The organism is Arthrobacter sp. HS15c, from assembly GCF_040812005.1.
Taxonomy (GTDB): Bacteria; Actinomycetota; Actinomycetes; order Actinomycetales; family Micrococcaceae; genus Arthrobacter.
Genome location: NZ_JBFOHM010000012.1, coordinates 1 through 26,918, shown reverse-complemented (window position 1 = coordinate 26,918; position 26,918 = coordinate 1). Strand labels below are relative to the sequence as shown.

16 protein-coding genes are annotated in these 26,918 nt (G+C 67.2%); all 16 read right to left on the bottom strand.

Going from position 1 to position 26,918, the window contains the following annotated elements:
• Positions 1-24 precede the first annotated feature (24 nt).
• The gene (locus ABV518_RS19025) at positions 25-528 is read right to left on the bottom strand and encodes a GNAT family N-acetyltransferase (protein ID WP_367770195.1); all 504 of its coding nucleotides are present in this window, start codon (positions 526-528) and stop codon (positions 25-27) included.
• 88 nt (positions 529-616) lie between these two features.
• Entirely contained in the window at positions 617-1,435 is an 819-nt protein-coding gene (locus ABV518_RS19020) for an inositol monophosphatase family protein (RefSeq protein WP_131132566.1), read from the bottom strand.
• On the bottom strand, positions 1,432-3,705 hold the full coding sequence (ligA, locus tag ABV518_RS19015) for an NAD-dependent DNA ligase LigA (protein WP_367770192.1): 2,274 nt from the start codon (positions 3,703-3,705) through the stop codon (positions 1,432-1,434). The genes ABV518_RS19020 and ligA overlap by 4 nt, the downstream gene beginning before the upstream one ends.
• 105 nt (positions 3,706-3,810) lie before the next feature.
• Complete coding sequence (locus tag ABV518_RS19010) at positions 3,811-4,074, bottom strand: WXG100 family type VII secretion target (RefSeq protein ID WP_367765998.1); 264 nt, start codon at positions 4,072-4,074, stop codon at positions 3,811-3,813.
• A gap of 165 nt (positions 4,075-4,239) precedes the next feature.
• On the bottom strand, positions 4,240-4,815 hold the full coding sequence (locus ABV518_RS19005) for a hypothetical protein (protein ID WP_367770189.1): 576 nt from the start codon (positions 4,813-4,815) through the stop codon (positions 4,240-4,242).
• Positions 4,816-4,984: 169 nt separating this feature from the next.
• Positions 4,985-5,548, bottom strand: a complete 564-nt coding sequence (locus ABV518_RS19000) for a hypothetical protein (RefSeq protein WP_367770185.1) — start codon at positions 5,546-5,548, stop codon at positions 4,985-4,987.
• An 11-nt stretch (positions 5,549-5,559) separates the two neighbouring features.
• Complete coding sequence (locus ABV518_RS18995) at positions 5,560-10,005, bottom strand: FtsK/SpoIIIE domain-containing protein (RefSeq protein WP_367770182.1); 4,446 nt, start codon at positions 10,003-10,005, stop codon at positions 5,560-5,562.
• Positions 10,002-10,706 (bottom strand): hypothetical protein, encoded by a 705-nt coding sequence (locus ABV518_RS18990; protein WP_367770179.1) that lies wholly within the window; start codon positions 10,704-10,706, stop codon positions 10,002-10,004. The genes ABV518_RS18995 and ABV518_RS18990 overlap by 4 nt, the downstream gene beginning before the upstream one ends.
• 57 nt (positions 10,707-10,763) lie before the next feature.
• Entirely contained in the window at positions 10,764-12,560 is a 1,797-nt protein-coding gene (locus tag ABV518_RS18985) for a protein kinase (protein ID WP_367770176.1), read from the bottom strand.
• Complete coding sequence (locus ABV518_RS18980; RefSeq protein ID WP_367770172.1) at positions 12,557-14,119, bottom strand: FHA domain-containing protein; 1,563 nt, start codon at positions 14,117-14,119, stop codon at positions 12,557-12,559. The genes ABV518_RS18985 and ABV518_RS18980 overlap by 4 nt, the downstream gene beginning before the upstream one ends.
• A complete protein-coding gene (locus tag ABV518_RS18975; protein ID WP_367770169.1) occupies positions 14,106-15,026 on the bottom strand; it encodes a PP2C family serine/threonine-protein phosphatase in 921 nt (306 codons plus the stop codon). The genes ABV518_RS18980 and ABV518_RS18975 overlap by 14 nt, the downstream gene beginning before the upstream one ends.
• Positions 15,023-16,576 carry an RDD family protein gene (locus ABV518_RS18970; RefSeq protein WP_367770167.1) on the bottom strand — a complete coding sequence of 518 codons (1,554 nt, stop codon included), beginning with the start codon at positions 16,574-16,576 and terminating at the stop codon, positions 15,023-15,025. The genes ABV518_RS18975 and ABV518_RS18970 overlap by 4 nt, the downstream gene beginning before the upstream one ends.
• On the bottom strand, positions 16,573-19,152 hold the full coding sequence (locus tag ABV518_RS18965; protein WP_367770165.1) for a transglutaminase domain-containing protein: 2,580 nt from the start codon (positions 19,150-19,152) through the stop codon (positions 16,573-16,575). The genes ABV518_RS18970 and ABV518_RS18965 overlap by 4 nt, the downstream gene beginning before the upstream one ends.
• A complete protein-coding gene (locus ABV518_RS18960) occupies positions 19,149-20,480 on the bottom strand; it encodes a DUF58 domain-containing protein (RefSeq protein ID WP_367770163.1) in 1,332 nt (443 codons plus the stop codon). The genes ABV518_RS18965 and ABV518_RS18960 overlap by 4 nt, the downstream gene beginning before the upstream one ends.
• A 49-nt stretch (positions 20,481-20,529) precedes the next feature.
• Positions 20,530-21,501, bottom strand: a complete 972-nt coding sequence (locus ABV518_RS18955) for an AAA family ATPase (RefSeq protein ID WP_367770159.1) — start codon at positions 21,499-21,501, stop codon at positions 20,530-20,532.
• A 79-nt stretch (positions 21,502-21,580) separates the two neighbouring features.
• A partial coding sequence (locus ABV518_RS18950) for an Ig-like domain-containing protein (RefSeq protein WP_367770156.1) occupies positions 21,581-26,918 on the bottom strand: 5,338 nt, incomplete at its 5' end.

The window sequence follows — 26,918 nt, the reverse complement described above, 5'->3', positions numbered from 1 at the left end:
TGAGTCGGCACCACTCTAGGGCGGCTAGAGGTCCAGCCGGTAAACCAGCAGCTTTATGTCGGTGCCGGGCACGAACCAGTCACGTTCCGGGACGCGCTGGAAGCCGATCTTCCGGTACAGCCCGTGGGCGCTTTCCCAGGTCCGTCCGGTGGTGAGAGCCACTGCGCTGATGCCGGCCAGGGACCGGGCATGGTCGATGATGGCTTCCACCATGGCTTTGCCGGCCCCGCTGCGCTGCACTGCCGGGTCCACCACGAGCATGCGGAATTCCAGCTCATCGGCCAGGGCGATGTCAGCATACGGTTCCCCTGCCACAGCCAAGGTCACCGAGCCGACCACCTGTCCGGCGCGCTCCGCTACCCAGATGGTGGCCTTCGCCGCCCGTTCGGCGACTTCCTGGATCTGCCGCATGTACGGGTGGTCGGGGCTGTCGAAGTAACCCGCGGCCAGGTAGGAGTCCCTGGTGATCCGGGCAATGGCGTCAAAATCGGCCTCGACGGCGGGACGGATGGTTATCTGCGGCTGCACCTGACAATGCTAGTGGCGTCCGCCCGCGTCGGAGTGTGAAAGAACGCTTTCCGTGATTGAACTATCACTCCGTCACAGCGCCGTCCGGTCACAGCGGAAACTTGCCCGACAGTTCCAGGCTGGCGGCGCAGGTCCAGGCCGCCAGCCGGTCGCTGTCCTTGGGACCTCCCCGCAGCGGGCTGGTCAGACGCGGCCGCCGGACCCAGCAGCCCGCTTCCTCTGCGATCAGCGCGCCGGCGGAGAAATCGTGTTCGTTGAGGCCGCGTTCGCCGAAGGCGTCATGGGTGCCGTCGGCAACCATGCACAGGTCCAGGGCAGCGGACCCCAGGCGGCGGACGTCCGCGAAGCCGTCCATCAGGCCGCCCAGGGCAGCGGCCTGCTGTGCGCGGACAGCGGGATCGTAGCTGAATCCGGTGGCAAGGATCTGGCCCTTGCGCCCGGCCACCGGGCCCTCCAGCCGGGTCACCCGGCCCCGGGCCTCAAGCCACGCGCCGTTCCCGCGGGAGGCGTAGTAGACGCGGTCCAGTGCCGGTGCGTGCACGACGCCGGCCAGCCAGACGCCGTCGGGATCGGCCACTGCCACCGAGGTGGCGTAGTAGACGATGTTCCGGATGAAGTTGGTGGTTCCGTCCAGCGGGTCGATGGACCAGCGGTAGCCGCTGGGCGCATCCGGGCGCGTGGTCCCGTGTTCCTCGCCGGTGATGGTGTCCTGTGGCCGCGCGGCGGTGATGGCGCGGCGGACCGCGTCCTCGGCCGCGACGTCGTAGGCCGTGACCCAGTCCCCCGCGTCGCCCTTGTTGCTGACGCCGAGTGCATCCCCGTTCCGTGACGCCAGGACTCCGGCCCCTGCGGCCGCGGCCTGCCGGGCCACCGCCAGCAGTTCTGCGGTGATGTCCGGACGGCTCATTCGGACACCTGGCCAGGGTCGCCGGCCTCTGTTTCGGCGGGAGCAGCAGCAGCTGCCGGTCCGTTGGCCAGGAGTTCACGGAACGCGTCCTCATCAAGCACCGGGATCCCGAGTTGCTCCGCCTTGTCCAGCTTGGTGCCCGCGTTTTCGCCGGCCACGACGTAGCTGGTGTTTTTGGAGACGGAACCGGCAGCCTTGCCGCCCCGGAGGAGGATGGCTTCCTTGGCCTCGTCCCGGCTGAAGTTCGGCAGCGACCCAGTGACCACCACCGTCAGGCCTTCCAGCGTGCGCGGCATGGATTCGTCCCGTTCGTCCTCCATCCGGACCCCTGCGGCGGCCCAGCGGTCGATGATTTCGAGGTGCCAGTCTTCGGCAAACCATTCCTTCAGGGCTGCGGCGATCGTGGGGCCAACGCCGTCCACGTGCGCGAGTTCCTCCTCGGAGGCCTGCCGGATGGCGTCCATGGTGCCGAAGGCCTGCGCGAGCGCCCGGGAGGCCCGCGGGCCCACGTGCCGGATGGAGAGTGCCACCAGCAGCCGCCACAGTGGCTGAGACTTGGCCTTCTCCAGTTCCCGGAAGAGCTTATCGGTGGTGGCGGTGGGCTTTGAGGGCGTTTTGGCTGTGCCTTTGCTCCAGAAGTACGGCACCAGTTCAAACTCGCCGGTGGCCACGCCCTTGGAGCGCTTTTCACGCCTGATCCGGACATCCGCCAGGGACTCCGGGGTGAGGTCAAAGAGGGCAGCTTCGGTACTCAGCGGAGCCACATCGGGCTCGGCGGGCTGCGTGAGGGCGATGGCGGCTTCCCAACCGAGCGCCTCGATGTCGAACCCGCCGCGCCCGGCCAGATGGAAGACACGTTCCCGGAGCTGTGCCGGGCAGGACCTGGCGTTGGGGCAGCGGATGTCCACGTCCCCTTCCTTTCCGGGGGCAAGTGGCGTTCCGCAGGAGGGGCATCCGGTGGGCATCACGAAGTCGCGGACCGGCGGATCCTGCTGGTCCCGGAGGGCAAGCACGGGGCCGACGATTTCCGGAATGACGTCGCCGGCCTTCCGCAGGATGACAATGTCACCGATCTTGACGCCCTTCGCCTTCACAACGTCCTGGTTGTGGAGCGTGGCCATCCCCACCGTGGAGCCGGCCACCTTGACCGGCTCCATCACGCCGAACGGTGTGACGCGCCCGGTCCGGCCGACATTGACGGCGATGTCCAGGAGCTTCGTGTGCACTTCCTCCGGCGGGTACTTGTAGGCCACCGCCCAGCGGGGTACGCGCGACGTGAATCCCAGCGCGCGCTGGGTGGCGAAGTCGTCCACCTTGACCACGATGCCGTCAATTTCGTGGAGGAGCTTGTGCCGTTGGTCACCGTACTTCCTGATGAAGCCGAGGACGTCAGCCAGGCTGGCCAGGACCTCGAAGTACGGGCTGACGGGCAGGCCCCATTGTTCCAGCAGGGCATACGTTTCCGACTGGCTGAGCGCGTCGAGGCCCTCGCGCGCACCGATGCCGTGGACGAACATCCGCAGCGGACGCTTGGCGGTTTCGGCGGGGTCCTTTTGGCGGAGCGAGCCGGCAGCGGCGTTCCGTGGATTGGCCAGTGGTGCCTTGCCGGCTTCGATCAGGGCTTCGTTGAATTCCGCGAAAGCCTTGGACGGGATGAAAACTTCACCGCGGACCTCCATTTCGGCGGGGAAGCCGGTCCCGCTGAGTTCCTGCGGGATCTCCTTGATGGTAAGCACGTTGTGCGTGATGTCCTCCCCGGTGAAACCATCACCGCGGGTGGCCGCGCGCACGAGTTTGCCGTCGCGGTACAGCAGGTTGACGGCCAGGCCGTCGATCTTCAGTTCGGTCAGCCAGGCAGGCCCGGCCGTGCCGTTGCCGATTTTTGCAACGGAGGCTTCGGCCTTGGCGAGCCAGGCTTCCAGCTCCTCCAGGGAAAAGACATCCTCAAGGCTGTACATGCGCTGCAGGTGTTCGACGGCGGCGAACGCGGCGGAGACCTCGCCTCCTACCTCCTGCGTGGGGGAATCGTTGGCCACCAGTTCCGGGTGCAGGGCCTCAATTTCCTCCAGTCGGCGGAAGAGGTCGTCAAATTCGGCGTCCGAGACCAGGGGCTCGTCTTCCTGGTAGTACGCAAACCTGTACTTCCTGACAAGGTCGGCCAGGTTCTCGTACTCCTCGCGCACGGACTCGGAGGGGACCACTTCCGGATCGGGCGATCCGGGCTCAGTCCTGGTGGTTGTCTGTCCTGTGGGGCCGGGTGCTGTGCTCACAGACCTATCTTGCCTCATGGGGCGGACATTGCAGCGACCCTGTGGCGCACGCCAATGGGCCCGGACACTGTGTTGTGTCCGGGCCCGTTGGTAATCCTGCTGTGGCTAGTGTGAAGCGTCCGACTGCTCCTGGGCGTTCCGCGTGGCCTTCTGGCTGGCTTCCTTCAGTGATTCAGCGACCCGCGTCAGCTGGGTCATGTGCTCACCCTTCCACTGCTGCTTGAAGGCGTCCGCGTCCGGGCCCATCCACTGCGTGGAGTCCAGCAGGGTGTTCAGGTTGTTCTTCTGCTGCTCGATCTCGTTTGCACCATGCTGCAGCTTGGTGCCGAGAGTCCTGAGCTGTTCTACATCTGCGCCCCACAAAGCCATGAGTATTCTCCTTAGTCTTGGATCCGATCCAGGTCGGCATCCCCAGCGGCCCCCGGCTGATCCGGAAGATCCATTACCTAGAACCTATCCCGGCCCCAAAGCACTGTCGATGGGGACCGCTGCCCATGCACCACTCCCCATGGGCAGGCCAACGGCGCCGCGTAATCAGTGGGCCGAGATGCGGTTCCGGCTCCACCAGGCGAAGGAGATTCCACCCAGGCCCACAAGCAGGACACCGGCCACGATGGGAAGGAGCCCTGTGCCGGGGCCCGTGCCGTCGCTGCCGGAGATGGCCGCCGCCTGGGTGGGCTTGGCCGATTTCGTGATGGGCTTGTTCCAGTTGGATTCGCTCGACGGGCCGGCCGTCGACGGCGTCGGGCTGGGCGACGCGGTGGTGGCCTCTGCCGTTGGTGTCTCTTCGACAGTTGCGCTGGGTTCGGGCGCCAGGGTGGGCTCCGGTTCCGGGGCAGCCGGCGCCTTTTTGGCGGGCGGCGCAGGGGCGGGGTCGGCCGGCTGAGCCGGGACCGAGGGCTCCTGAGTGGGTTTGGGATCCGGCTTTCCCTGGTCTTCTCCGGGCCCGGTCGTAGGCTGCGAACATGACGTGCAAACGGTCGGGGTTGGATCGGCCGTCGGCGATTCGGCGTGCGCAGCCCCCACCGCACCAAGGCCGACTGCCAGCGCCAAGCCAATGGCCGCAACGGTCGCGGGGACGGCGCGAAGCACTGGGGAGGATCGGATCATGGTTACCTTATCGACAGCGCGCGGCACCCCCTCCGCGGCAACTAGTGTTCCCGGTAGTCTGCTACAACACGCCGCGGGGCCGCAAATCCCGGGGATTCGCGGCAGGCAACGTATAAGCCCGCGCCAGCACCTGTTTCCGGTCGCTGCGCGGCTCAATCTGCAGCTCAGCTCAGTGCGCTGAGACCCGGTTCCGGCCCCACCAGGCGAAGGCCAGGCCGCTGAGTCCCATCAGCAGCACCCCCGCCACAATGGTCACCAGCCCCGGGTCCCCGAAGCCGGGCCCGTCGCCCTGGGAGACGGCGGCGGCCTGCGTTGGTTTGGCGGACTTGGTGATCGGCTTGTTCCAGTTCGGTTCTGTGGAGCCGGACGCAGTGGCGGCCGGGGCGGTGGTGGGCGCCTCAGCCGGGGGCGTCGCTTCGACGGCGGCTTCGCCCGGCTCCGGGGCAAGGGTGGGAACGGGCGCAGGGGCGGGTTCCGCGGGCGGCTGCGGGGCGGGAGGTGCGGGGGCCGGCGGGGCGGAGGGTTCCTGCGAGGTCGGTTTCGGGCGCGGAGTGCGTGGATTCTCCGGGTCCGGTCCGAACTGACCCGGAAGGCAGATCAGCCCGCAGGTGGGAGTTGGCTCGGACGTTTCAGCGTTCGCAGGCGCTATTGTGCAGAGGCCTGCCGAAAGCGCCAAAACAGCCGCTCCCGCCGTCGCGGGGATAACACGGAATACGGACGGCAATCGTTTCATGGATACCTTTTCTAGTCCCTGTTTTCCGGCGGCAGGGCGATCTGGAGCTTGCGTGCTTTGCCGCGTCCCACGATGTAGCCGCGGCCCGGAATGAACTCCGGACTGACACGGCCCAGTGACGTGTTAAGCAGGCTGTCACCTTCGATGTCGCCGGGATTAAGCAGCACTCCCCTGCGCCCGGATTTGAAGGGCTGCGCCAGCGACCAGGCCGAGGACCAGGTGGACGTTTCTGATTCCCCGATGACCCACTGGTCGGCCTTGATGGACGCCGTCACCAGCCGCCCCACCCCGGACTCGGCCACCGTATCCGTGAACTCAGTCAGCCCCTCGATAAAGATCGCCAGCTTGCCCGGGTTCCCGGAGGAATGCTCAACCAGGTCCTCCATGATTTCGGCGGCATCGTCCGCGCCCACCACGGAACGGTTCCAGATGGGCAGTGAGGCGACAGCAGACCGCCTGGAGCCGAGGTAGACCAGTTCGGTGTCCGGGTTCGAGCGCCGGAGCGCGTAGGCCAGGGTCACGAGCGCCACGGTCCGGCCCGACCCGGGCGGGCCGGAGAGGAGGAGCGGGCCCTTGGCCATGATTTCGGCGGGCTGGAGCGTTTCGTTGTCGACGCCAATCACCGGCAGGTCGGGGCTGCCGGCCGGCAGCACGTGCAGGTCCACCTGTTCCGGGAGCCGTTCGATCTTGGGCGCCCTGTCCAGGCCTTGCCGCAGCATGGCTTCACTGAGCTTGTGGACTTCGCGGGCCTGCAGGGCCAGGTTGGAGTCGCCGCCGAGCACGGCGAGCTGGACCTCGTAGCCACCCAGCAGGCCGCGTCCCGGGGGCGAGGTGCTGCTGAGGACGTCCCTCGGGACGTCCATGGACAGGTAGTCGTCCTCGGACGAGAGCCGCAGGACCAGCCGGCGCTGGATGGAGGCGAGCAGCGACGTCGGTACTGCGTTGGGACGGTCACCCGTCACTACCAGGTGGATGCCCAAGGGACGGCCGTCGGTGGCGAGCTGCAGGAAAATGTCCCACAGCGCGGAGAGGCGGCTGTATTCGTACGTTTCGCGGAAAGCTCCCATGCCGTCCACAAGCACAAAGATCCGCTTTTCGTCCGGCCGGCCGGCAATCTTGCGGTATTCCACGATGGTGGATGCCCGGACGTCGGCGAACCGGGCAGAACGCTCATCGGCGATGTCCCGGAGCAGGCGCAGCAGGCGGCCGACGCGTTCCACGTCGTCGCCGTTGATGACCTCCCCGACGTGTGGAAGCTCCTCGAGCATCTTCAGCCCCGAGGATCCGCAGTCGATGCCGTAAACGTGGACCGGCCCGCCTCGCGGTGTGACAGCCGCGGCGATGGCGATGCCGCGCAGCGCCGCCGATTTGCCGGAACCGCCCGTGCCGTAGATGGCCATGTTGCCGTCTTTGTCCGGTTCGTAGAACACTGTGGGCTGGTCCTGGCGGGCGGGATCATCCGCGACGCCGAGGAGCAGCCGCTCGTCGGTGCGGGGGTTCGGCAGTTTGGAGAAGTCGTACGTCGTGGCCAGTTCGTCCAGCCATGGCTTGCGCGGCGGACGGAGGGCAAGCGACTCAGCGGCCCTGACAATGTTCGCCGTCATCCTGGCGATGTCGTTGGGACCGGCGGCTTCTTCCTGGACCGGCTTTTCCGGTGCCGGCACGTCCCAGGCGGGTCCGGATCCGAAGGCCATCTCCACGATGTCGATCTGGGGACGCTGCGGCTTTTCGGTGGTCCAGCCGCCGGCGTAGCCTGTCTGGAATCCCTGGATGCGGCCCGGCCCGGTCTTGGCGGCGCCCCGGCCGGGGATCGACGGGTCGAAGTACGCCGCGTCGGACACGCCGAGGATATCGGCGGCATCATCCGCGTCCGCCATGCGCAGCGCCACACGGAGGTTGGTGTTGGCGCGCAGGCTGTCCTTGATCACACCGGCGGGTCGCTGGGTGGCCAGGATCAGGTGCAGGCCCAGGGAGCGCCCGCGTGCCGCGACGTCCACCACGCCGTCGACGAATTCGGGAACTTCGGTGGCCAGTGCGGCGAACTCATCCACGATGATGACCAGGTAGGGCGGGGCGTCCGGGTCGGCTTCGCGCTGGAGGGCCAGCAGGTCCTTGGCCTTCTTCCGGTTCAGGAGGTGTTCGCGGTGGTGGAGCTCGGCCCGCAGCGAAGTCAGGGCCCGGCGCACCAGGTGCTGGGAGAGGTCCGTGACCAGGCCGACGGTATGCGGCAGGTGCAGGCAGTCGGCGAAGGCCGCGCCGCCTTTGTAGTCCACGAACAGGAAACTCACCCTGTCCGGGCTGTACGCGGCGGCCATGCCCATGACCCAGGACTGCAGGAACTCGGACTTGCCGGCACCGGTGGTGCCGCCCACGAGGGCATGCGGGCCTTCGTTCTTGAGGTCAAGGTAGAGGGGTTCAACGCCCTTCGAGCCAACGAGCGCGCGGAGCGTTCCGTTGTCCTTGCGGTTGGCGATGGCGGTGGCGTGGACGGAGTTGTTCTCGGTCCAGCGTTCAGCGACGGCCTGCGGGTTGTCCAGGAAGTCCTTGCCGATGAGGGTGGCATAGGACACGGCGCGCGGCAGGTCGGAGTCATCGCTCATCGGCTTGCCAACGTCCACCACGGGGGAAAGCATCCGGGCAAGCTGGCCCGCCAGCTCGGCGTCCACGCTTTCGCAGCTCACCGGGTAGGTGTGCCGGCCCAGCCGGACCTGGCCGGTGGTGGTGCCGTGGTCGCCATCCACCACCATGAAGTCGCGGCAGGCGGCCGGCAGCGCCTGGATATCGGTAGCCACCCACATGACGTGGACACCCGAGTCCGGGCCCCGTTCCGCGAGGCGGGTCAGGCGGCCACGGTCAACCGGGGCGTCGTCCTCCACAATGACCAGCACGGCAGGCAACATCGGCGCCGGGATTTCGTCCCTGGCCGGGTTGATGTCCGGGCGCAGGTCCGGACCGGACCGCCCCGCGGCCGCTTCCCTGGCGTCCAGCAGGTCTTCGATGCGTGCCAGCAGGGAGGAGCCGCTGGCGGAGCCGGCGGCAAGATGGTCACCGGTGAGCGGGCTGTGGCCCGAACCGACGTGGGGCAGCCACTGGAGCCAGTTCCACCGTTCCCTGGACTGTGCGGACGTGATGGCCGTGACCACCGCTTCTGCCGGCGAATGGAGGCCCACCAGCTGCAGGACCATGCCGCGCGCCACGTCGTCGACCAGGCCGCGTGCGCCTGCCACGCCGAACGATCCTGCCGTCCGCAGCTGCGACACGACGGGCACGCCTTCGATGTCCCTGAACTGCGTCAGGCAGTCCTGGATCTCGCGCATGTACTCAACTTCGGTGTCGTTGCTGGACGGCTCTTCGAACGCGATGCGCGACGGCGCGGTTCCCAGCCCGAACCGCAGGCCCAGGAAGCCTTGGTGTTCGGGACGGTGGGTCCACAGCAGCGGACCCAGCTTGTAGATCGAATCCACGGTGTCACTGACCGACGGCGCCTCCTGGAGCCGGACGGCACGTTCCACGTGCTGGAGTTCGGTGATGTCCTGCCGGAACGCGGCCATGGAGGCGCGGAAATGCTTGAGCTGTTCCTTCTGCTGACGCTTGGTCTGCATCCGCTGGTCCACAAAGTGGCCCACGATGAAGAGCGGCATCATCGCCATGAACACCACCGAAATGACATTCCGGGTGATGGCGAAAATGACTGCGCCCATCACCAGCGGCGCCACCAGCATGATGTAGGGGAAGGGATGGTGGTCCGGCCGCTTGGGGCCGGCCGGCAGGACGCGCTTGGGCGCCTCGAAGCGCGGCACCACCCGCGGCGAGCGGTTGAAGTCCACCAGGGGCGACGTCGGTGCTGCCGCCTGGTTGCGCCCCAGCGGCACCACTGTGACGGTGGTGTCGCCGAGGGTCACCGTGTCCGAGGAGTTCAGTGTGGCCCGGGTGACCGGAAGCCCGTCCATCAGGAGGCCGTTGGCCGAATTGGTGTCCACGATTTCTATGCCCTCGCCCACGGTAATGCGGGCATGGCGCTTCGACGTCAGCGGGTCCGTGAGCCGGATGTCCACGTCCCGGTCGCGGCCGATGTAGCTGGTGCCGAAGGGGAGCGAGAACTCCTGGCCGACGTCGGGACCCGAAAGGATCCGCAAGGTGGCGGCCGCGGGGCCCCGGTTGGCGCCGGGGACGTCGAAGTGTTCGCTGACCTGTGTCAGGGACACCACGGACCCGGGACGCAGGCCGGATTCGAGGAGGTTGTCCGTGCGGGTCAGGACGTTGCCGCGCATCCCCCCGGCCACAAAGGCCTCATCAATCCGGAGCGAGAGGTTCTCCGGCGCCGGATTCCCCTTCCGGTCCGGATCGGCGGCCCACAGCTGCGTGGCGATGTCCGCCACGGTTGCCAGGCCGTCCACAGTGACCGCGAGATCCTTGGTCTCCGCCGGGTCCCGGCGGAGCGTCAGCCGGATTCTCATCCTTCGTCCACGCCCCTCATTTTTTCGAGCAGATACAGGTCATCAGGGGTCACCAGATGGGATGTCACGGCGTGCTCCACGAGCCTGGCACGCCGGTTGGTGGCGAGTTTTCCGCCGCCGCCGCGCAGGCCGACCACGCCCACCCGGTCCAGCTTGTCGCAGACGTTGTCCAGTTTCCGGTTGAACCGGGTCAGCGCCCAGCCAAGTGTTTTGGCCGCGGCCGCCGAGGACGGGATGGCGCTGAAGCCTGTTCCCTCGCGGCGGAGCATCGGCTCGGCGAGGGCGACGATCAGGGCTTTTTGCGAGTCGGTGAAGACCACGGGACCGACGGTGGTTTCCCCGTTGCTGTCGTCGTCGCGTGCCGCCTGGCGGAAGGAGGGCGCCTTGAGGTGGACGGCGAATTCGTACGTTGTCGGCCCGGCCGTGAAGATGATGTTCGTGTGGCTGAAGACGAGCGGGATGCGCGCTCCCGGGGAGAGCCAGGCCTGCATGCCGCCGGAACCGTCTGCCACGGTGGCTGAGAGCATGCTGCCCACATTGCTGAGCCACCAGATCCCGTCATACCGGGCGACCTGCAGGAACTGCCGGTGCAGGTACGGGTTGTCGTCCACTTCAAGGTCGCCTTCGCGGCCTATGTTGAACACATCCTCGTCCGACGGTTCGTACCACTCGCCACAGAAATCTATTGCTAGATCCCCCATTTTCCGTGCCTCCTCAAAGGGCAATGCGCAATGCTTCGTTTGTCCGGCTGATCCGCACTATTTCACGTAGCAGTTCCGGGAGTCTGCTTCCATCGGGGAAGCTGCCCCGTCTGTCCTGACGATCATGACCTGGATGCAGGTGATGTTCCCCGGCGCGGGCTCAAGTTCCGCACGCGGCTCAGTTGTGACCTGGAAGGGCCCTGGTTCCCGGGTCACGAAGTCGTTGACGTTCCACTTGTACGTATCGCCTTCCTTGGGCTGCGGGTTGGTCCACGTAAAGACGACTTTCCCGTTGCTCCCCATCTCCCCCACCAGGTCTGTGACATCCGGAACGGTGCCGTTATCGAGGGCATCTGCCGGGGGCTTGCTCACCTGGTCCGTCACCACAGGAGCCGGCGGGGGCGCGGTGGTTGACACCACGATGCCCACCACAACGGCAATGACAAGCAGCGTGCCGCCCGCGATGGCCAGCCAGAGATTCCGTTTGCCGGGGTCCGCAGACACGTCCGGCGCGGATTCCATGGCGGCGGGCGGCCGGCTGACGGTGGCGTCCAGCTCCGGCTCCGGACCGGTCCGGGGTGCTGCTGCGGGTTGCCCGGGCGGCAGGCCGCTGCCCGCCGGTACGGCCGGCCGCTGGACGGTTGAGTCCTGCGGAGTGCCGTACGCAGCAGCGGGCACACTGCCGCGGAGCATGGTGGCATGCGCCCATTCACCGGAGGGGTTTCCGGTCTGCTGGCCGGTGAAGAGGTTGCCGGGAACTTGTGGCTGTGCCGATGGTACCGGCACAGCTGCAGGAGGCAACGCCGCCGGCGCACCGGCCGGTGGAAAGGTCGACGGCGGAACGTTGGTCAGGCCCTGCGGCCGGGTCCGTGCCGGGAAGGTGGGCGCGCTGCCGGTCCGCTCGGGATCGATGGCCGCGATGCTGCGGACCCGGGTCTCTTCATAGCCGTCGTCCGGGTGGCTCTCCTCGGGGTGCGGCTCTTCCAGCACTTCGAACGGAGTGACTGACAGGTTCAGCTCAGCCTGGATCCGCTGCAGGGCCAGTGCGAAGGCATGGGCGGAGGAATAGCGGGAGGCCGCGGATTTGGCCATGGCCGTGGACAGGGCCAGTTCCAGCGATTCCGGGACATCAGCCCGGCCAAGGCGTGGCAGCGACATCGTGCTGATGCGTGAAATGAGCTCGCGCTGGGAGTTGTCGGCCCCGGGCATCACGAAGGGCGACCTTCCCGCCAGGAGGGTGTACAGCGTGGCGCCGAGCGCCCAGACGTCCACCATGACGCCGTCGATACCGCCGTCCGTGAACTGCTCCGGCGGTGACCAGGGGATGGACATCCCGGCGTCGTCGTCATCCTCGGAACCACCGAGGGTTCCGGAAATCCCGAAGTCCGTGAGCGCCGGGCGGTTGTAGTCGGTCACCAGGATGTTGGCGGGTTTGATGTCCCGGTGGGCAATGCCGGCGCGGTGTGCGGTTTCGACCGCGGAGGCAACCTGGATGCCCACGGCCAGGACCTCGTCGACGCTGAAGCGCTGCCTGCGGTACCGGACGTCCAGGCTGGGGCGTGAGCAGTATTCCATGGCCAGGTAGGAATGCCCGGCTTCGGTGACCTCGGCCTCGTAGATGGTCACAATGTAGGGGTGTGAGGACAGCTGGGCCATCAGGTTGGCTTCGGACTCGAACCGGCGGCGGGCGCCCTCGGTCTTCAGGTCCGAGAGCAGGACCTTGACGGCCACCTTGCGGCGGGGCCGGTCCTGTTCGTAGAGGTAGACGTCTGAGAAGCCGCCTGAACCCAACAGGCTGATGTAGGTAAACCCCGGGATAGGGGGCGGCGGCGCGATGGGCCGTTTGGAACTCAAAGAATCTCCTCAAAGCGCAGCGAAATGCCGTCGCCCAGTTCTGCGATGTCGCCGTCGAGCAGGATGGCCATTTCGTTCTGGGCCAGTCGCCTCGGCTGCTGGCCCTCCCGGACCAGGACAGTGCCGTTGGTGGCCTTCAAATCGCATAGCATCACGTGCCAGCCTTCCAGCCGCACCTCTACATGTGAGCGGGAGATATCGCCGCTGGGGCTGGCCACCTGCACCAGCCGGGGCATAACTCCGCCCTGGACGCGTGATACCGACGGCTGGCGGCCGATGACGAGGGACTGCTCAAGGTCCACAAGCTCGCCACTGGAAACCCGCATGCGGCCGAGACGGGGCCGGGGCACCTGCACGGCGTCCGACGGCAGGGGCTGCCCGCACGCCGCGCATTGGGCATGGGTGGGCGGATTCGCGTGGCCCTGCCCGCAGACACGTGCCAGCACCATGGGGCCGGTGGATCCGGCGGCGGCCGGGCCAGCAGCGGGCGCCGGGTGGGCGGCCATACCGGCGAGGTCACTCTTCATGATGGTCTGGCCGTCGTGGTCAGCATCGTCGCTGCCGCCGCCGGCCGGGGCGGGCACGGACCCGCGCACCGGTGGGATGGCCCCGCCGGTGCTCCACGGTACAGAGTCGATCAGTCCCCCGGCCGGCGCCGGCGCAGGTGGCGATGCAGCCACGGTCGGCGGCGTTTCCGCGGCGGACGGCATCTCCGGCACGGCAGCGGCCGGCTTTTCCGGCGCTTCGTCAACAGGCGGGCCGTCGGGATCGTCACGGACAGCCGCATCTTCAATGCTGCGGACCACTGTGCGTTCCCATAAATGGTCGTAGGTGCTGGTCTGTTCAGAGGCCGGCACAGCCCCGTTCGACGCCGGTTCCTCCGCGGCGGGCGGAACAGCCTCTTCGGCTGGGGAAGCCTCATTCTCAACCGGCCCGGCGTCCGGTTCCCCGGCAGGAGGGTCTTCATCGTCTTCGTCCATGACTCCGATGACGGTTTCGGCGGACGCACCGTGCTCAGGCGAGGGGAGCACAACAGGCGTTACAGCCACGGGGTCTGCGGCTATTGCCGGGGCTGCACGGAGCCCGGCAACCGGCGTTGCGGCAGCAGCCCTGACGGTGCCGTCCAGGCCCACCGTCAGGGCCTGCAGCAGGACCACACCTTCCTGAAGGGGCAGCGACTGGCCGGCAGGACCGCCGCCAGGAACGCTGAGTCGGTACCACTCTGGGGCTGTGAGGTGGCGTTCGGCCCACGTTGTGACGTCGCGGCCGTGAAGCTCCACCGGCCCGCCGGGCAGCTGGACTGTCAGGTCCAGGTCCCCACGCAGGAAGATGCGCAGCGAGTCTTGGAAATCGACGATTCCGAAGGGCGGGATCTGGGCCAGCGATACGCCAAAGCTGCTGGTGACAGCGTGGAGCAGCTCATGGACTTCGGGTCCGCTCTCCAGCAGCTCCCAGAGGGACTGGACCAGCTGCGGGGGTGTGTCGGGTCCCAGGAAGATGGCCGTGCGGGACCGGACAATGCCCCGCCACGTGCCGGGCACATAGTTATTCGCGGCCATCACCGGACTCCTCGCTTTCATTCCCGCCTGCCGTTGCCGGCCGTGCGGCTTCAACGACCTGGGACCGCGGCAGCGTGATCTCCTCCTCGGCACCAGCACCCGGACGCGGCGCTGTGGTGGCCATGCCGGCGTCGTTCATCACGTTCTTGGCGTCCACCACAATGACCGTGACGTTGTCCCGGCCGCCGTTCCGGAGGGCGGCCTGGATCAAGGCATCCACCGCATCCTGGGGGTGGGCAACTGTGCTCAGGATCCGGAACATGTGCTCGTCGGTCAGCTCGCCGTTGAGCCCGTCGGAGCAGACCATGATCCGGTCACCCTCTTCCACCGGCAACAGCCAGTAGTCCGCTTCGGTCTCATCCCCGGTGCCGAGGGCACGGGTCACGACATGCCGGCGCGGGTGGACAGTTGCCTGCTCCGGCGTGATTTCGCCTGCATCAACCAGTTCCTGGACCTCGGAGTGGTCCACGCTGACCTGGGCGAACTGGCCCTGGCTCAGCCGGTAGGTCCTGGAATCGCCGATGTTCATGACCAGCCAGTAGGGCATGCCCATCTGCTCGACCACCACGGCGCCTGTGAGGGTTGTGCCCGCCCGGGCGCCGGTAGCCTCCCGGATCGCGTTGTCCGCCTTCACCAGGTACTGCTGGATCACGGCGGCTGTGACGCTGCGTTCACCGGTGGCCAGCTGCGGCATCGCGGCCAGGGCACGGACGCACATTCCGCTGGCGATCTCGCCGGCCTCGTGGCCGCCCATCCCGTCCGCGACGGCAAAAACCGGATCGGAGGCGATGAAGGAGTCTTCGTTGAGTTCGCGCCGCAGCCCGCGGTCCGTGCCGTAACCGTAGCTAAGGCTCAACCCGGAGTCGTGGTCTGCTGCAGCGGGAACGCTGGCGGCTTGGGAATTCATGCCTGTCCTAGGTGGAAGGAGCGGTCACCAAAGTGGACTGTGGATCCCGGGCTGACAAAAGCGGGCACGCCCGGCTGGAGCGGGGTACGCAGGCCGTCCGGAGTGGTGACGGCGCTCCCGTTGGTGGAGTTCCGGTCGGTCACCCAGACCCCTGCGCCGTCCGTGAGGACATGCAGATGGGTTTTGGAAATCGACCGGCCGGGGTCATCCACCGCCAGCAGCTGGGCCTGCTGCTCGCCCGCCTGCCCCACGGGGTTCCTGCCCACCAGGACGTTCCGGTCGAGCTGGAAGTCCCGTCCGTCGTCGAGCCTGATCCGCAGGACTGCCGCCGGAGCCGGCGCGCGGACGCCGCCGCGCATCTGCGTGCGGTCGTGGTCGTCGTCCGGGTGCGCGGCCGGTGCGGCGTGGTCCGGGGCCCGGTACGGGGCTGTGCTTGCGGGCGCCGCGGGGTGCTGCTGGCTGGCCGGGGCCTGTGGCGCCGCAGGGGTTTGCGGAACAGCAGGGGCCGGAGGGGCGGGTGCCGGCTGTGGTGCGGTGTACGCTGCGGGCCCGGCTGGTTGCCCTGCCGGCGGCTGCCACTGGTTGGGGTTGAGGGGCGTCTGGGCGTTGATGACCTGAGGCGTTTTTGCGGCCCCGGCCACTGGCGAAGCGACCTGCTGGACGGGCGGCAGGTCCAGTGGCGCGAAGCTGTACGGTCCCTGGATTCCGCCCGTCGCAATGGGATTCCGTCCGGCTTTGACGTCAAAGACGAGGGTTTTCGCGGCGGTGTCGTGCCATCCCCGGAGCCTGCCGTTTTTGTCCCAGGCGTTCGACACCACCACAATCAGCGCCCAGGCGGCGCCGATGAGGGCCAGCGGCGCCAGGATGAAGAGGGCCACATCGAACCACTTGAAGATGACCAGCACAGCTGCCGCCAGAACGGCCAGCAGGATGCCGGCGCCGGTAATGAGTCCGCGGAGGAACACCCCTCCCCCGCCGGGTCCATAGCCGTCTTTGTCGGCACTGCGGATGCCCATGAGCCGGTTGCCGATGGTGATTCCCGAGCGGGCCTCCATGCCCGCCAGGACAACGATGTAGACAAGGGTGAGTCCCAAGCCGATGCCGCCGAAGAGGACCAGTGACCCGGTGTCATAGATGATGAATCCGCCGCTTTGGGTGCGCGTTACCCCGGCGAATCCGATGGCGAAGGTCACCGCGAGGACCGCCAGCGGAGCGAGCCAGTCGAGCACGGCGGCCCCCAGCCGTTTGCCCGCCGTGGCCGGAACCAGCCCAAGATTCACTGCCATGCCCGTTCTTCCCCCTTGACCGTGGACGGCCTGTGTCATTCCGGGGCCGCTGTCAGCGGGGGCCCGGTGTACTACCGGGATAGTACCGGGAATCCCGGACGCATGCTCAGCGGCACGTTCCATCTGCGCCCGCTGGGCGTGGTCCAGGTTGCGTGCATTCCGGGCAGCCCGGTTCGGCAGCGGGGCGCCGCAGGCCGTGCAGAAAGTGGCCCCGGCGCGGATCAGCTGCTGGCAGCGCTGGCAGCGCTCGGAGTCTTGCATCATGGTTCGGTGTGGTTCTTCCTGCCAGGGTTCCTGAGAACGGTGGACTCATCAGGTTCGGAGGGGGCTGCGGGGGTTGCCGCCGGGCCGCCCTCCACCCTACCGTCAGCCGGCTGCGGTGCGGCGGAGCCCGGCTGCGGTGCGGCCGAGCCCGGGCGCCGCAGCGAGGCGAGCCCCCGCCCCGCGCTGCGCAGCTTGAGGGCCGCGCGCCCGTCCGCCAGCAGGGACCTGGGCGAGAACCTGGCCTGCTGGCGGCGCCAGAAGCCCACCGTCGCGGTCATTTCCTTCAGCGAGCCCTCCACGATGGTCCAGTATTCCTTGACCTCCTCCTCGCTCGGCTGTCCGGCACCGAAGATCGAGGCATCCGCCCGGCGGGCGAGGAGGGTGGTGGTGGTTCCTGACCCGGGGAAGGCGTCAGCGACTACTGCGGCGCTTTCCCGGCGGGTGGCGCGGGTGTCGATCCCGGCACCCATGTCAGTGGCGAGGCTCAACACCTCGTTCCAGCCGCCGCCGACGCGCTGCGCGGGGTGGCCGTCCGTGAAACGGGACTTCCGCCGCCGTGACTTGAGCAGGGCAATGAGCAGCAGCGGCAAGGCCAGGATCGACAACGGAATCAGTGCAATCCCGAGGGCACCGAGGAGGGCGCCCCAGAACAGCCAGGGGTTGTTCTTCTTCTGGTCCGCGTCCAGGGCATCCGGGGATGAATCCGGCGGCAGGTCCGCTGGTTCCTGCGGCGGCGGCGGGGGCTGCAGAACCTGCGGCTTGGGCTTGGACTTGTTTTCGGGGTCCGGCGGGATGGGGATGTTGTCCTTGGGCGGTGTTGGATCGAAGCTGACCCAGCCCACCCGGTCGAAGGCGACTTCCACCCAGGCATGGACGTCCTTGCCGGTGATCTTCACCTCGCCGGCGCCGTTCTCCGGGCTGGTCGGCTCGGGGTAGAAGCCCATGACCACGCGCGAGGGGATGCCCAGGTGGCGGAGCATCAGCGACATGGCCACGGCGTACTGTTCATCGTCGCCGAGCATTTGCTTGGCCGTCAGGAGGTTCCGGATCCGGGACGAGCTGTGCCCGGAAACACTCGGCAGCTGGCCTTCAGTGACCAGCCCGTTGCTGAAGGCACCGGTTTTCTGGAAGTGGGCCTCGATCTGCCGGACCCGGTCGATCGCGGTGGGCGCATCGGCCGAGAGGTCGTTGGCCTGGGAGCCCACCACCGGCGGCACCTCCTGGGCGTCCGGCAGGGTGACTTTGGCGAAGTCGTACTGCGTCAGCTGGCCGTGCTCCAGCTTGACCGGGTCGGATACCTGGACGCTGTAGGAATCACCCGTCGAGAGTCCCTTGGTGGTCACGGCCGTGTCGGTGCCCGAGTTGAAGTAGAGGCCCGAGGCCGCCGCTGACGCGCTTTGGTCAAAGCTCAGGCCGGTGGTTTTGCGGCCGCCGGGGACGAAGTAACCCTGGTAGTCCTCGATGGTGATGTCAATGGAGTAGTCGTTCGTGGGCACAACGCTGGAGGTATCCGCCAGGGTGTTGATGGACTTGGTGTCCCCCACCTTGCTGAAGCTTCCCGACCCGTTGGGGTCCATGTTGTAGTTGGTGCCGTTGAACGCGTCCAACGCCCCCAGCCGCACGCGCCCGTCCCGCGGCAGGCCCTTGACCACAAACAGGGTGTCGTCCTTTTTGTCCTTGACGAAGGTCCGGAAGCTTGCCAGCGGCGTGATGTAGTCCTTGGGGTCAAACGGCGGAACCACCACGTTGCGGAGCACTTTCCGGTCATCGCTGGCGGTGACCAGGGGGGCGGCGACGGCGGTGATGGCCACGCTGGCGGCGATGACGGCAGCTGCGGTGCCGAGCCGGCGGATTTTCGCCCGCTGGGCAGTTCCGGCGTCGCTTTGCGGGCGGTTGACGGACACCTTCCGGGTGTCGCTGCGGCGCAGTGCGTCGCGCCGGAATGTGGCCCAGGCGATCGCGATCACGGTGAGGCCGATGCCCCGCTCCACCGTAAGGAACGCGGCGTTGGTGCTGAACGCGATGCCGGTGACAAAGAGGGCGAGCACCGGGAGCAGCGGCCAGTAAGGGCTCTTGGCCCGCCAGGTGAGGATGCCTGCAACCAGTGCGGTGAGCAGGGAACTGAGGAACGGGACAATGAGCACTCCCCCGGCTGTACCAACCGGCACGCCTACGGTCAGCATGTCCTTCCAGGCGAACACCACGCCCAGGAGCAGCGTCCGGAGGGAGTCCAGACTGGGGAGGAATCCTGCGATGGCGGCGTCCGGCACGGCCAGCACGGTTCCGAGCACAAGGTAGGCGCCCAGGGCCAGGGCTGTGGTGATGAGCAGGCCAAGCCGGAGGTGGGCGTTGGCGGCGCTGAGGGCCAGGCCCAGGATGATGCCGCCGAACCCGGAAAGGAGATAGTAGGCGTCCCCGCCGAAGCTCAGGCTGAAGCCCAGGACACCCAGCCCGAGCAGGAGCGTGAGCGCACCGGCGTCGACCATAAAGTGCCAGAGCGGCCTGCCGTCTGCGAACGCGGACTGCTGCAGTTGCTGCCGGGATGCCCGGGGGCGGAGGTCGGATGCGGAGCTCATGCGGCCGCCTTTCTCAGGACGATGGCAAGGTCAGCAAGGTCGCCCAGGGTCAGCACGGTCAAGTCTGCGATGTTGGCCCGTGTCGGGGCGGCGCCGGCCTGCAGCCGCACTGCGAGGCTGCGGACGCCGGGGGCGACGGAGGCGGAGGCGGAGCGCAGCTGGGTGGGTGTGACATTGCTGCCCACCACGAAGAACACCACTGAGGCGTTGGGGACAGTGTCTGCGAGGGACCGGGCAAGGTCGACGGCGGTGCGGCGCATGGGTGCCCCGACGATCCTGGTCATGTCGTCCAGCATGTTGCGCCCGGTTTCGCAGCGCAGCGGCCCTTTCTGGGTCAGGACGTCCAGTTCGCGCTGTTCCCGGATGGCCTGGCGTCCGATCGAGGCGGCGGCCGAGATGGCCATCTCGAACTCCTGTTCGGAGGCGTATTCGTCCGTGTTGATGGACAGTGAAATGGCCAGGTGGGCGCGGCGGGTTTCCTCGAACTGGCGGACCATCAGTTTGTTGGTCCGTGCGGTGGTCTTCCAGTGGATGTGCCGCCGGTCATCCCCCGGCACATAGTCGCGAAGCGCGTGGAAGGACACATCGGCGCTGGAGAGGTCCGTGGTGGGCATGCCTTCAAGGTCCCGGATGAACCCGGCTGCCGAGCCGGCCAGGGCAACCGTGCGGGGATGGACGAAGAGGTCCTCCGGCTCGGTCCACAGCACCTGGCGGCGCAGCAGGTGCAGCGGGTCCGCCCGGACGGAGCGGACCGGGCCCACCACGATGACGGCGCGGCGGGCCGTGGGGATGGTGAAGAGGTCCTCGTGGACCTGCTGCGGCTTCATTCTGGGCAGGTGGAACACCGCCGTGGCAGCACCGACGGGCAGCTCCAGGGCGGCGGGCAACAGCGGACGCGCGGAGGTGTTGGAGACCGCGATGCTGCCCACGGCGCTGTCGCCCACGGCGACGCGGGTCCGGGCGAGGTCCAGGACAACGCCGTACGATGACCGGCCCAGGATGAATCCGACGGCGATCACAAACAGTACAAACGCTGCGATGGCCGCCGCCTTGGCTTCCTGCCAGCCGAAGGCCTGGCCGGTGGACCACAGCAGGATGGCGGCCGCGAGCACGGACCAGCCCAGGATGCTCACCACTGACAGCACCGGCCACGCGTACCGGAGCCAGAGGTCCCGGAATTTCCGCCAGGCAGGGGCCAGGGCCAGGCCTGCGGTGCTGGTGGCCTCGGCCCAGAAAGCCGAGGGGTGCAGCCTTGTGGGCTTGCCGTTCCGGTGGAGAAGTTGCCGGAGACGCTCAGCAAGCCGGGTCAACGGAGTGCTGCTGGACATAGGAGAGCCTTCGTTTGCGCTGGGTGGTGGTCGGGAGGTCCTGGAAGCGTCAGAGAGTGGCGCGCTGCTGGGGGGCAGCGACGTCGGCCAGCACACGGGCCAGGACAGCTTCAGGCGTGGCGCCGGAGAATTCAGCCTCCGGGTCCATCACAAACCGGTGGGTCCACACGACGGGAGCGAGTTCCTTGACGTCGTCGGGCAGGACGAAGTTCCGTCCCTGCCCGGCAGCCCAGACCTTCGCGGCGCGGACCATGGCGATGGCGCCACGCACGGAGACACCCAGCCGGGATTCGGGCGCGTTGCGGGTCTCCTCGCAGAGCCGGGAAATGTATTCGAGCACTGCAGTGTCCACGTGCACCGTCGCGGCCAGGTCAGCCATGTCTGCCACGGCCTGGGTGGTGATCACCGCGGAGAGCTCCTTGGAGCGGTCCTTCAGGTTGGCGCCTCCCAGCAGCCGGACCGTGGAGGCGTGGTCCGGATAACCGATCGAGGTCTTGATCAGGAAGCGGTCCAGCTGAGCCTCAGGCAGCCGGTAGGTGCCGGCCTGTTCGATCGGGTTCTGCGTGGCCATGACCATAAACGGCCGTCCTGCCTCGTAGGTGACTCCGTCCACGGTGACCCTGGATTCCTCCATGACCTCCAGTAGCGCCGACTGCGTCTTCGGCGATGCACGGTTGATTTCGTCGGCCAGGACGATGTTGTTGAAGATCGGTCCCTTGTGGAACTCGAACTTCTGCGTCTTCTGGTCATAGATGGTCACACCGGTCACGTCCGACGGCAGCAGGTCGGGGGTGAACTGGATGCGGTTGTTGGAGCCCTGCACGGTGGCCGCCATGGCGCGCGCCAGCATGGTCTTACCCGTGCCGGGAGCATCCTCGAACAGCACGTGCCCTTCCGCCAGCATTGCGGTGAAGGTCAGCCGGATGACGTGTTCCTTGCCCAGGACCGCCTGTCCGACGTTGGCAACGAGCTTTTCGAAGGTGCCTGCAAACCATTCGGCCTGCTCAGTTGTCATTGTCATGCGGTGGATCCTCTTCTTTGTTCAAGGTTTCATCAGGCCCGGAGTCCCGGGCCCGACCGTTGGGTCGAGTGGTAATTGACTAGCGGTTAGGCATCCCATTGGGCGGGTTGCACCCCAGGTTCGAGGTGTCGCAGCGGAGCCAGTTGCCGGCTGCCATGCCGCTGGTGAGGTGGTACCAGATGCCTGTGGGGTTGTTGGACGTCTTGTACCAGACCTGGTAGCGGTCCGATTGCGCGGCGGCGCCGGCGTCAAGCCATTTGCCTTCCCCCACGCATGAAGACGGATTACCGTCGCGGAAGCTGTCCGTGCCCTTGCGGGGTTCGGTGCAGCTGCGGACCGGACTGGCCGTGATGCCCCACGACGTGGGCGGCGGGGGCGTGGGGTCCGCCCCGGAACGGGAATTTGCCTGGCCTGCGGGGCCCACCGCCGCAGTCACTGCACGGACCCTCAGTGTGCGGGCCTGGTCCCAGCCGCCAGCCGGGCGGTCGTAGCGGTTTGCCAAGCCAACACTGGTCCAGGCGCCCCCTTCATAACTGACCTCGAAGTGATCGAGCGGGCGGCCATTGGTGGCCGGGTTGTTCCAGGTCCAGTGCACGTCACCATCTCCCTGGGCCGAGGTCCGTCCGTCCACGTTGGGCGCGTTCGGCGGTCCGTAGGGGTTGCCGGTTCCGATCGCCTTGGCGTCGCCGGAGACGTTGTTCTTGGTGGAGGTAGCGATGATGGTGACCGTAATGTCGCGGCCATTGGTCAGTCCGTTGATGTTTCCGCCGCCGGCCGGGATGCTTCCCGACCTGCCGTCCGCGTTGTAGGTGTACTGGATTTCGGTCTCCAGCGACCCGTTGCGCTGCGCCTGCGTCAGTGGCTCAAAAGTCACCCTCAGCTGGCCGCTGGTGCCCGTATCGGCCACCGTGCCGCTGCTGACCTGGCCCGGCTTGCCTGCCGCCCGGATCTGGGCGGACTGCGCGCTGGTTCCGCTGGTGCCGGCCTTGTTCGTGGCGGAAACCGTGAACGTGTAGTTGGCCTCGGAGTTGTCCACGGTGACGTTCTGTGTGGTTCCGCCCGCTACGGGCTGGGAGGCCACAACGGCCCCTCCCCGCAGGGTGGTGAGGGTGTACGAGGACACAGCATCACCGTTGTTGTTCGGCGCAGCCCAGCTGACCTTCAGTTGGCTTTGGGTACCAACAGAGCCGGCCTGCGAGGCGGTGGGAGCTGCCGGAGTCGCCGGCACACCCGCCGGTATTTCGGCAGCCGAGTAGGGACTCCATTCGGAGGGGTCCTTGGCATCGTTGCGGGCCAGGACACGGACCTTGTAGGAGACTCCGTTCTGGAGTCCCTTCCAGACGTAGCTGACCGCTGTCAGGTTCTGGATCTGCGCGTTCTGTCCCGGCGGGGCGGGCGAGATTTCCAGGTCGTAGGACTTGACCGGTGACCCCTTGCTGGCCGGCGCCACCCAGTTCACGGCGAGCTGCTTGTCACCGAACTTCAGGGTGGGCGCCAACGGGGTGTCGGGTTTGACGTCAGGCCGGACCTCGGCGGAGGCCGGGGATCGGTCCGACTCACCGAACTCGTTGGTGGCCGTCACCTGGAAGTGGTACTTCGTGTTGTTGACGAGACCGTTCAAGGTGCAGGTGTTCGCCGGGCAGTCCTGGCGGAAGCCGGACTCGCCATAGACCGTGTACTTGGTGATGGCTGAACCGCGGTCTGCCGGAGCCGACCAGTTCAGCAGGGCGGTCTGGTCCCCCACGCTCTGCGCCTGCGGCGTGGTGGGTGCCAGCGGCTTGTCCTTGACGGTCAGGCGGATGCGGGCCGTTGCCTGCCTTGAGGATTCCTCCGTCTTGTCCGCCACCGTGTAGGACACCACCATGGACCCGGAGAATCCCGGAGCCGGTGTAACCACCACGGAGTCGCCGGACACCTCCACGTTGCCGCTTCCGGTTTCGGCACCCGCGGCCACGATTTTAAGGGCCGTCTCGGGGAACGGGTTCGAATCGTTGGCCAGAACCTTCACCGTGACCGGCTTTCCGGCGGCCGCATTGGGTTCGAGGTCATCGTTGGCAACCGGTTTGGGCCGGTTGGAGGCTGTTACGGCCAGCTGGTAGGTGGCGGTGGCCTCAAGGCCGCGTGAATCTTTGGCCTTAACCTGGATGGCGCCTGTTGTGCCGGTGGACGTTGAACCGTCAACGGACGTTTTGAGGGTCTTGCCGTCGATCCTGGCGTTGAAGCTGGCCGGGCTGCCGCCAACCAGTTCGTACTTCATGTTGTCAACGTCGTCCCGGTCGGGGTCCGATGTCAGGGGGCCCAGGTCCAGGTCCACCGATTCGCCCTTGGGAACGTCTACGGTCGCGCCCAGCAGGGTGGGCGGGTTGTTCCGGTTGGGATCGGGCAGGACCTTGGTGCGGATGCTGAGTGTTGACTTCAGGCCCTCGGGATCGTCCGGTCCGGTGCCGTCGGTCACCTCGAAGCTGAGGGAGCCCGGCCCCACATAGTCGGTGCCCGCAGTGTATTTAAGCGACGTGGCACTGCCGCCGGTGGGGTCGCCGCCGTCGGCGCCGATGAGCTTGATCCGGTCTGTCTGGGTGATCCGCGGGGAGCGTCCTTCCCGGACCTTGACCCATTCGTTCAGGTCCACGGTGACGGACTGGCCGGCGATGACCTCGACCACCTCGTCCTTGGCGAGTGTGGGGACCTGTTGACCGATGCCCGGTACCCAGATGATCGCGGTGGACTTCTGCCCGTCCACGTCCTCCACGGTGTACGGAATGAGCTGCGGCTGCTCTGTCAGGTCAACAATCATGGTCCCGTCCGTTCCGGGACGGGCCGTGGTGGCTTCGGTGCTGATCTTCAGGTTCTCGCCCACGCCGTCGGGGTCTTCGTCGTTTTTCAGGACAGGTACGTCCACGGCCGTCTTGCCCATGGTCTGGGCGGAGGTCACCCTGTCGTCGCGGGCTATGGGGGCCTGCAGCGGAACCTCGTTGTCCACCACCACGCGGATGGTGGCCTGGCCGGTGGCGTCGCGGTCGTCGGCGATGGTGTAGCGCACGTTGACCGTCCCTGCGGCCCCGGGGGCCAGCAGGATGATGCGGCCGCTGGTTTTGCTGACAGTGGCCTGCAGGGCGTCGTCAGCCTCGATCCCGTCGGTGAGGATGCGGATGATGTCGCCGTCGGGATCGGTGTCGTTGCCGGTGGCGTCGACGGCGATCTGGCGTCCCGGACGGACCTTGACTTCGTCGTCCACCGGGGTGGGGTTCTGGTTGGTTTCACCCCGCGGGGCGATTCCTACCGTCACGGTGCCGGTGTTGACGGCGCCCTGGCGGTCCACCACCTTGTAGCGGAACGTATCGGTTCCGGCACCGTCGCCGGCGGCGGTGAAGTCGATGAAGTTGCTGCCTATGGTGGCGGTTCCCATGGCGGGGGTGCTGTCGATGCCGGTCAGCTGGACGGAGTCGCCGTCAGGATCGATGCCGTCCAACTGCACGGGGATGCGCACCGTGCCGGCGGCGACCACGCGTGCGGTCAGGTTCCGGGGCTGGGGCCGGGAATTCTCCGATCCCTCCAGCGGAAGGATGTGGATGGTCACCGCTGCGGCGCTCTTCTGGCCCTGCGGGTCCACCGCGTTGTAGATGGCCCGGACAGTCTTCGGCTGGGAACCGGCGATGAACCGGAGCGTGTTCTCTGACACGAAACTCTTGCCGTCCAGCTCGTCCACACCCTGCGGCAGGACCGGGTCCACGGTCAGCTTCTCACCCTGCGGGTGCGTGTCGTTGTCGAGCACAGGAATGGTGACGACGTCATTGACCCGGACGTTCACTTCGTCCGGTTTCGGCTGCGGGGCTTCGACGACGGCGGGGGCCGGCACCGGGACCACGGAGACGCTGCCGGTGGCAGACTTGCGGCCGTTGGACATGGTGTATTCGAACAGGAACGGTTCCTTGGTGCCCACGACGTCGGTGATGCGCAGGACGCTGTGGTCGATCACGCTGACGGACGCGGTGATGTTGTCCGGGAGCTTTACTGACTGCAGGACCAGTACGCCGCCGGAGGGGTCGGAGTCGTTGGCGAGCGGGTCAAGGAGCACGCTGCCGCCGGTGGGCATCAGCGCAACGTCGTGCACGGCGACGGGGTCGCCGGTGTCCTTGCCGGATTCCACGTCGACGCGGATGAGTCCCTGGCTGCTCTGCGGGCCGTTGCTCGCGATGTAGGTCAGGTAGACCGGCCCAGGGGTGGTGCTTTTGAAAGTGAAGGTCCCGCCGTCGGTCACTGGACCCAGCTCGGCCGGTCCGTTGGCTTCCACCTGGGCCAGGCGCAGGGCGCCGCCGTTGGGGTCGACGTCGTTCTTCAGCGGCGCGATCACCAGGTCCTGGCCGACGACGGCTGTGACGTGGTCGGCGTTGACGACGGGTGCGAGGGCGCCAGGCGGCTGGACGTTGACCACGACTTTCCCGGTGACCGTGGCGCGGCCGTCCCAGATGGTCACGGTGACGTTCTTCTTGCCTGCGGTGGCGCCTGAATCCTGGAAGGTCAGCAGGCCGTCGCGCCGGACCTTGACCTGGTCCTGGTCGTTGTCCGCCTTGGCGTCCATCAGGACCAGGTCGTCGCCGTCGGGGTCCATCCAGTCCGTGAGGATGTTCTGGCTGACGGTTTTGCCCTGTTCCACCAGCATGGTGGTGGCGTCGCCGCCGCGCTTGAACTGGGGTGGCCGGTTTTCCTCCGGGCCCACGACGCTCAGCGTCACCTGGCCGCCCGCCGACAGGCCGCGGCCGTCGGCGGCGTTGTAATCGAACGTTTCGGTGCCCGGTTGTGCGTCCGCCGCCACCGAGATCTGGAAGGCGGTGCCGCCGTAGATGCTTTCGAGAGTACCGGCCTTGGGTCCTGAGTTTCCGACGGCGGCAGTGAGGACATCGCCGTCGGGATCTGAGTCGTTGTCCAGGACGCTGAGGATGGTGGTGCGTCCGGGCCGGACGCCGACGGCGTCCGGTTTGGTTTCCGGTGGCCGGTTGGGCTTGGTGCGGTCCGGGAGCACATTGATCGTGTTGTTGTCGGCCGATTCCTGGTCCTGCTCGTCCGATTCATTTTTGGGTGGGATGACGTCGTCCCAGTTGTTCACGAGCTGCATGTTCTGGTTCACCAGCCACACATTCCCGGAGTTCACATCATTCAAAACCACCAGGTCCCGGTTCACCCGGAAAACATACGAGGGCGACGCACTCGCCTTCGGCACCTCAACATTCTTATCATCAGCATCATTGGCGCAGTCCCGGACGTACTTGTTCGCACCCGACCACGCCGCATGCACACACCCGCCCAACTGCACCGGCGCCGCAGGCACACCCTCACCATCAAAGGCCACCGTCTTCGCCGTGGCACCATCCAACGGCTGCTTCAACAACGCCTTCTGCGTCGAAATCGCCACAAAATCA

Excerpts from the sequence above, each read along its gene's own strand:
- ABV518_RS19020 (WP_131132566.1), bottom strand. The coding sequence starts at position 1,435 with ATGAGCCGTCCGGACATCACCGCAGAACTGCTGGCGGTGGCCCGGCAG.
- ABV518_RS19010 (WP_367765998.1), bottom strand. The coding sequence starts at position 4,074 with ATGGCTTTGTGGGGCGCAGATGTAGAACAGCTCAGGACTCTCGGCACC.
- ABV518_RS19005 (WP_367770189.1), bottom strand. The coding sequence starts at position 4,815 with ATGATCCGATCCTCCCCAGTGCTTCGCGCCGTCCCCGCGACCGTTGCG.
- ABV518_RS19000 (WP_367770185.1), bottom strand. The coding sequence starts at position 5,548 with ATGAAACGATTGCCGTCCGTATTCCGTGTTATCCCCGCGACGGCGGGA.
- ABV518_RS18995 (WP_367770182.1), bottom strand. The coding sequence starts at position 10,005 with ATGAGAATCCGGCTGACGCTCCGCCGGGACCCGGCGGAGACCAAGGAT.
- ABV518_RS18990 (WP_367770179.1), bottom strand. The coding sequence starts at position 10,706 with ATGGGGGATCTAGCAATAGATTTCTGTGGCGAGTGGTACGAACCGTCG.
- ABV518_RS18980 (WP_367770172.1), bottom strand. The coding sequence starts at position 14,119 with ATGGCCGCGAATAACTATGTGCCCGGCACGTGGCGGGGCATTGTCCGG.
- ABV518_RS18975 (WP_367770169.1), bottom strand. The coding sequence starts at position 15,026 with ATGAATTCCCAAGCCGCCAGCGTTCCCGCTGCAGCAGACCACGACTCC.
- ABV518_RS18970 (WP_367770167.1), bottom strand. The coding sequence starts at position 16,576 with ATGATGCAAGACTCCGAGCGCTGCCAGCGCTGCCAGCAGCTGATCCGC.
- ABV518_RS18965 (WP_367770165.1), bottom strand. The coding sequence starts at position 19,152 with ATGAGCTCCGCATCCGACCTCCGCCCCCGGGCATCCCGGCAGCAACTG.
- ABV518_RS18960 (WP_367770163.1), bottom strand. The coding sequence starts at position 20,480 with ATGTCCAGCAGCACTCCGTTGACCCGGCTTGCTGAGCGTCTCCGGCAA.
- ABV518_RS18955 (WP_367770159.1), bottom strand. The coding sequence starts at position 21,501 with ATGACAATGACAACTGAGCAGGCCGAATGGTTTGCAGGCACCTTCGAA.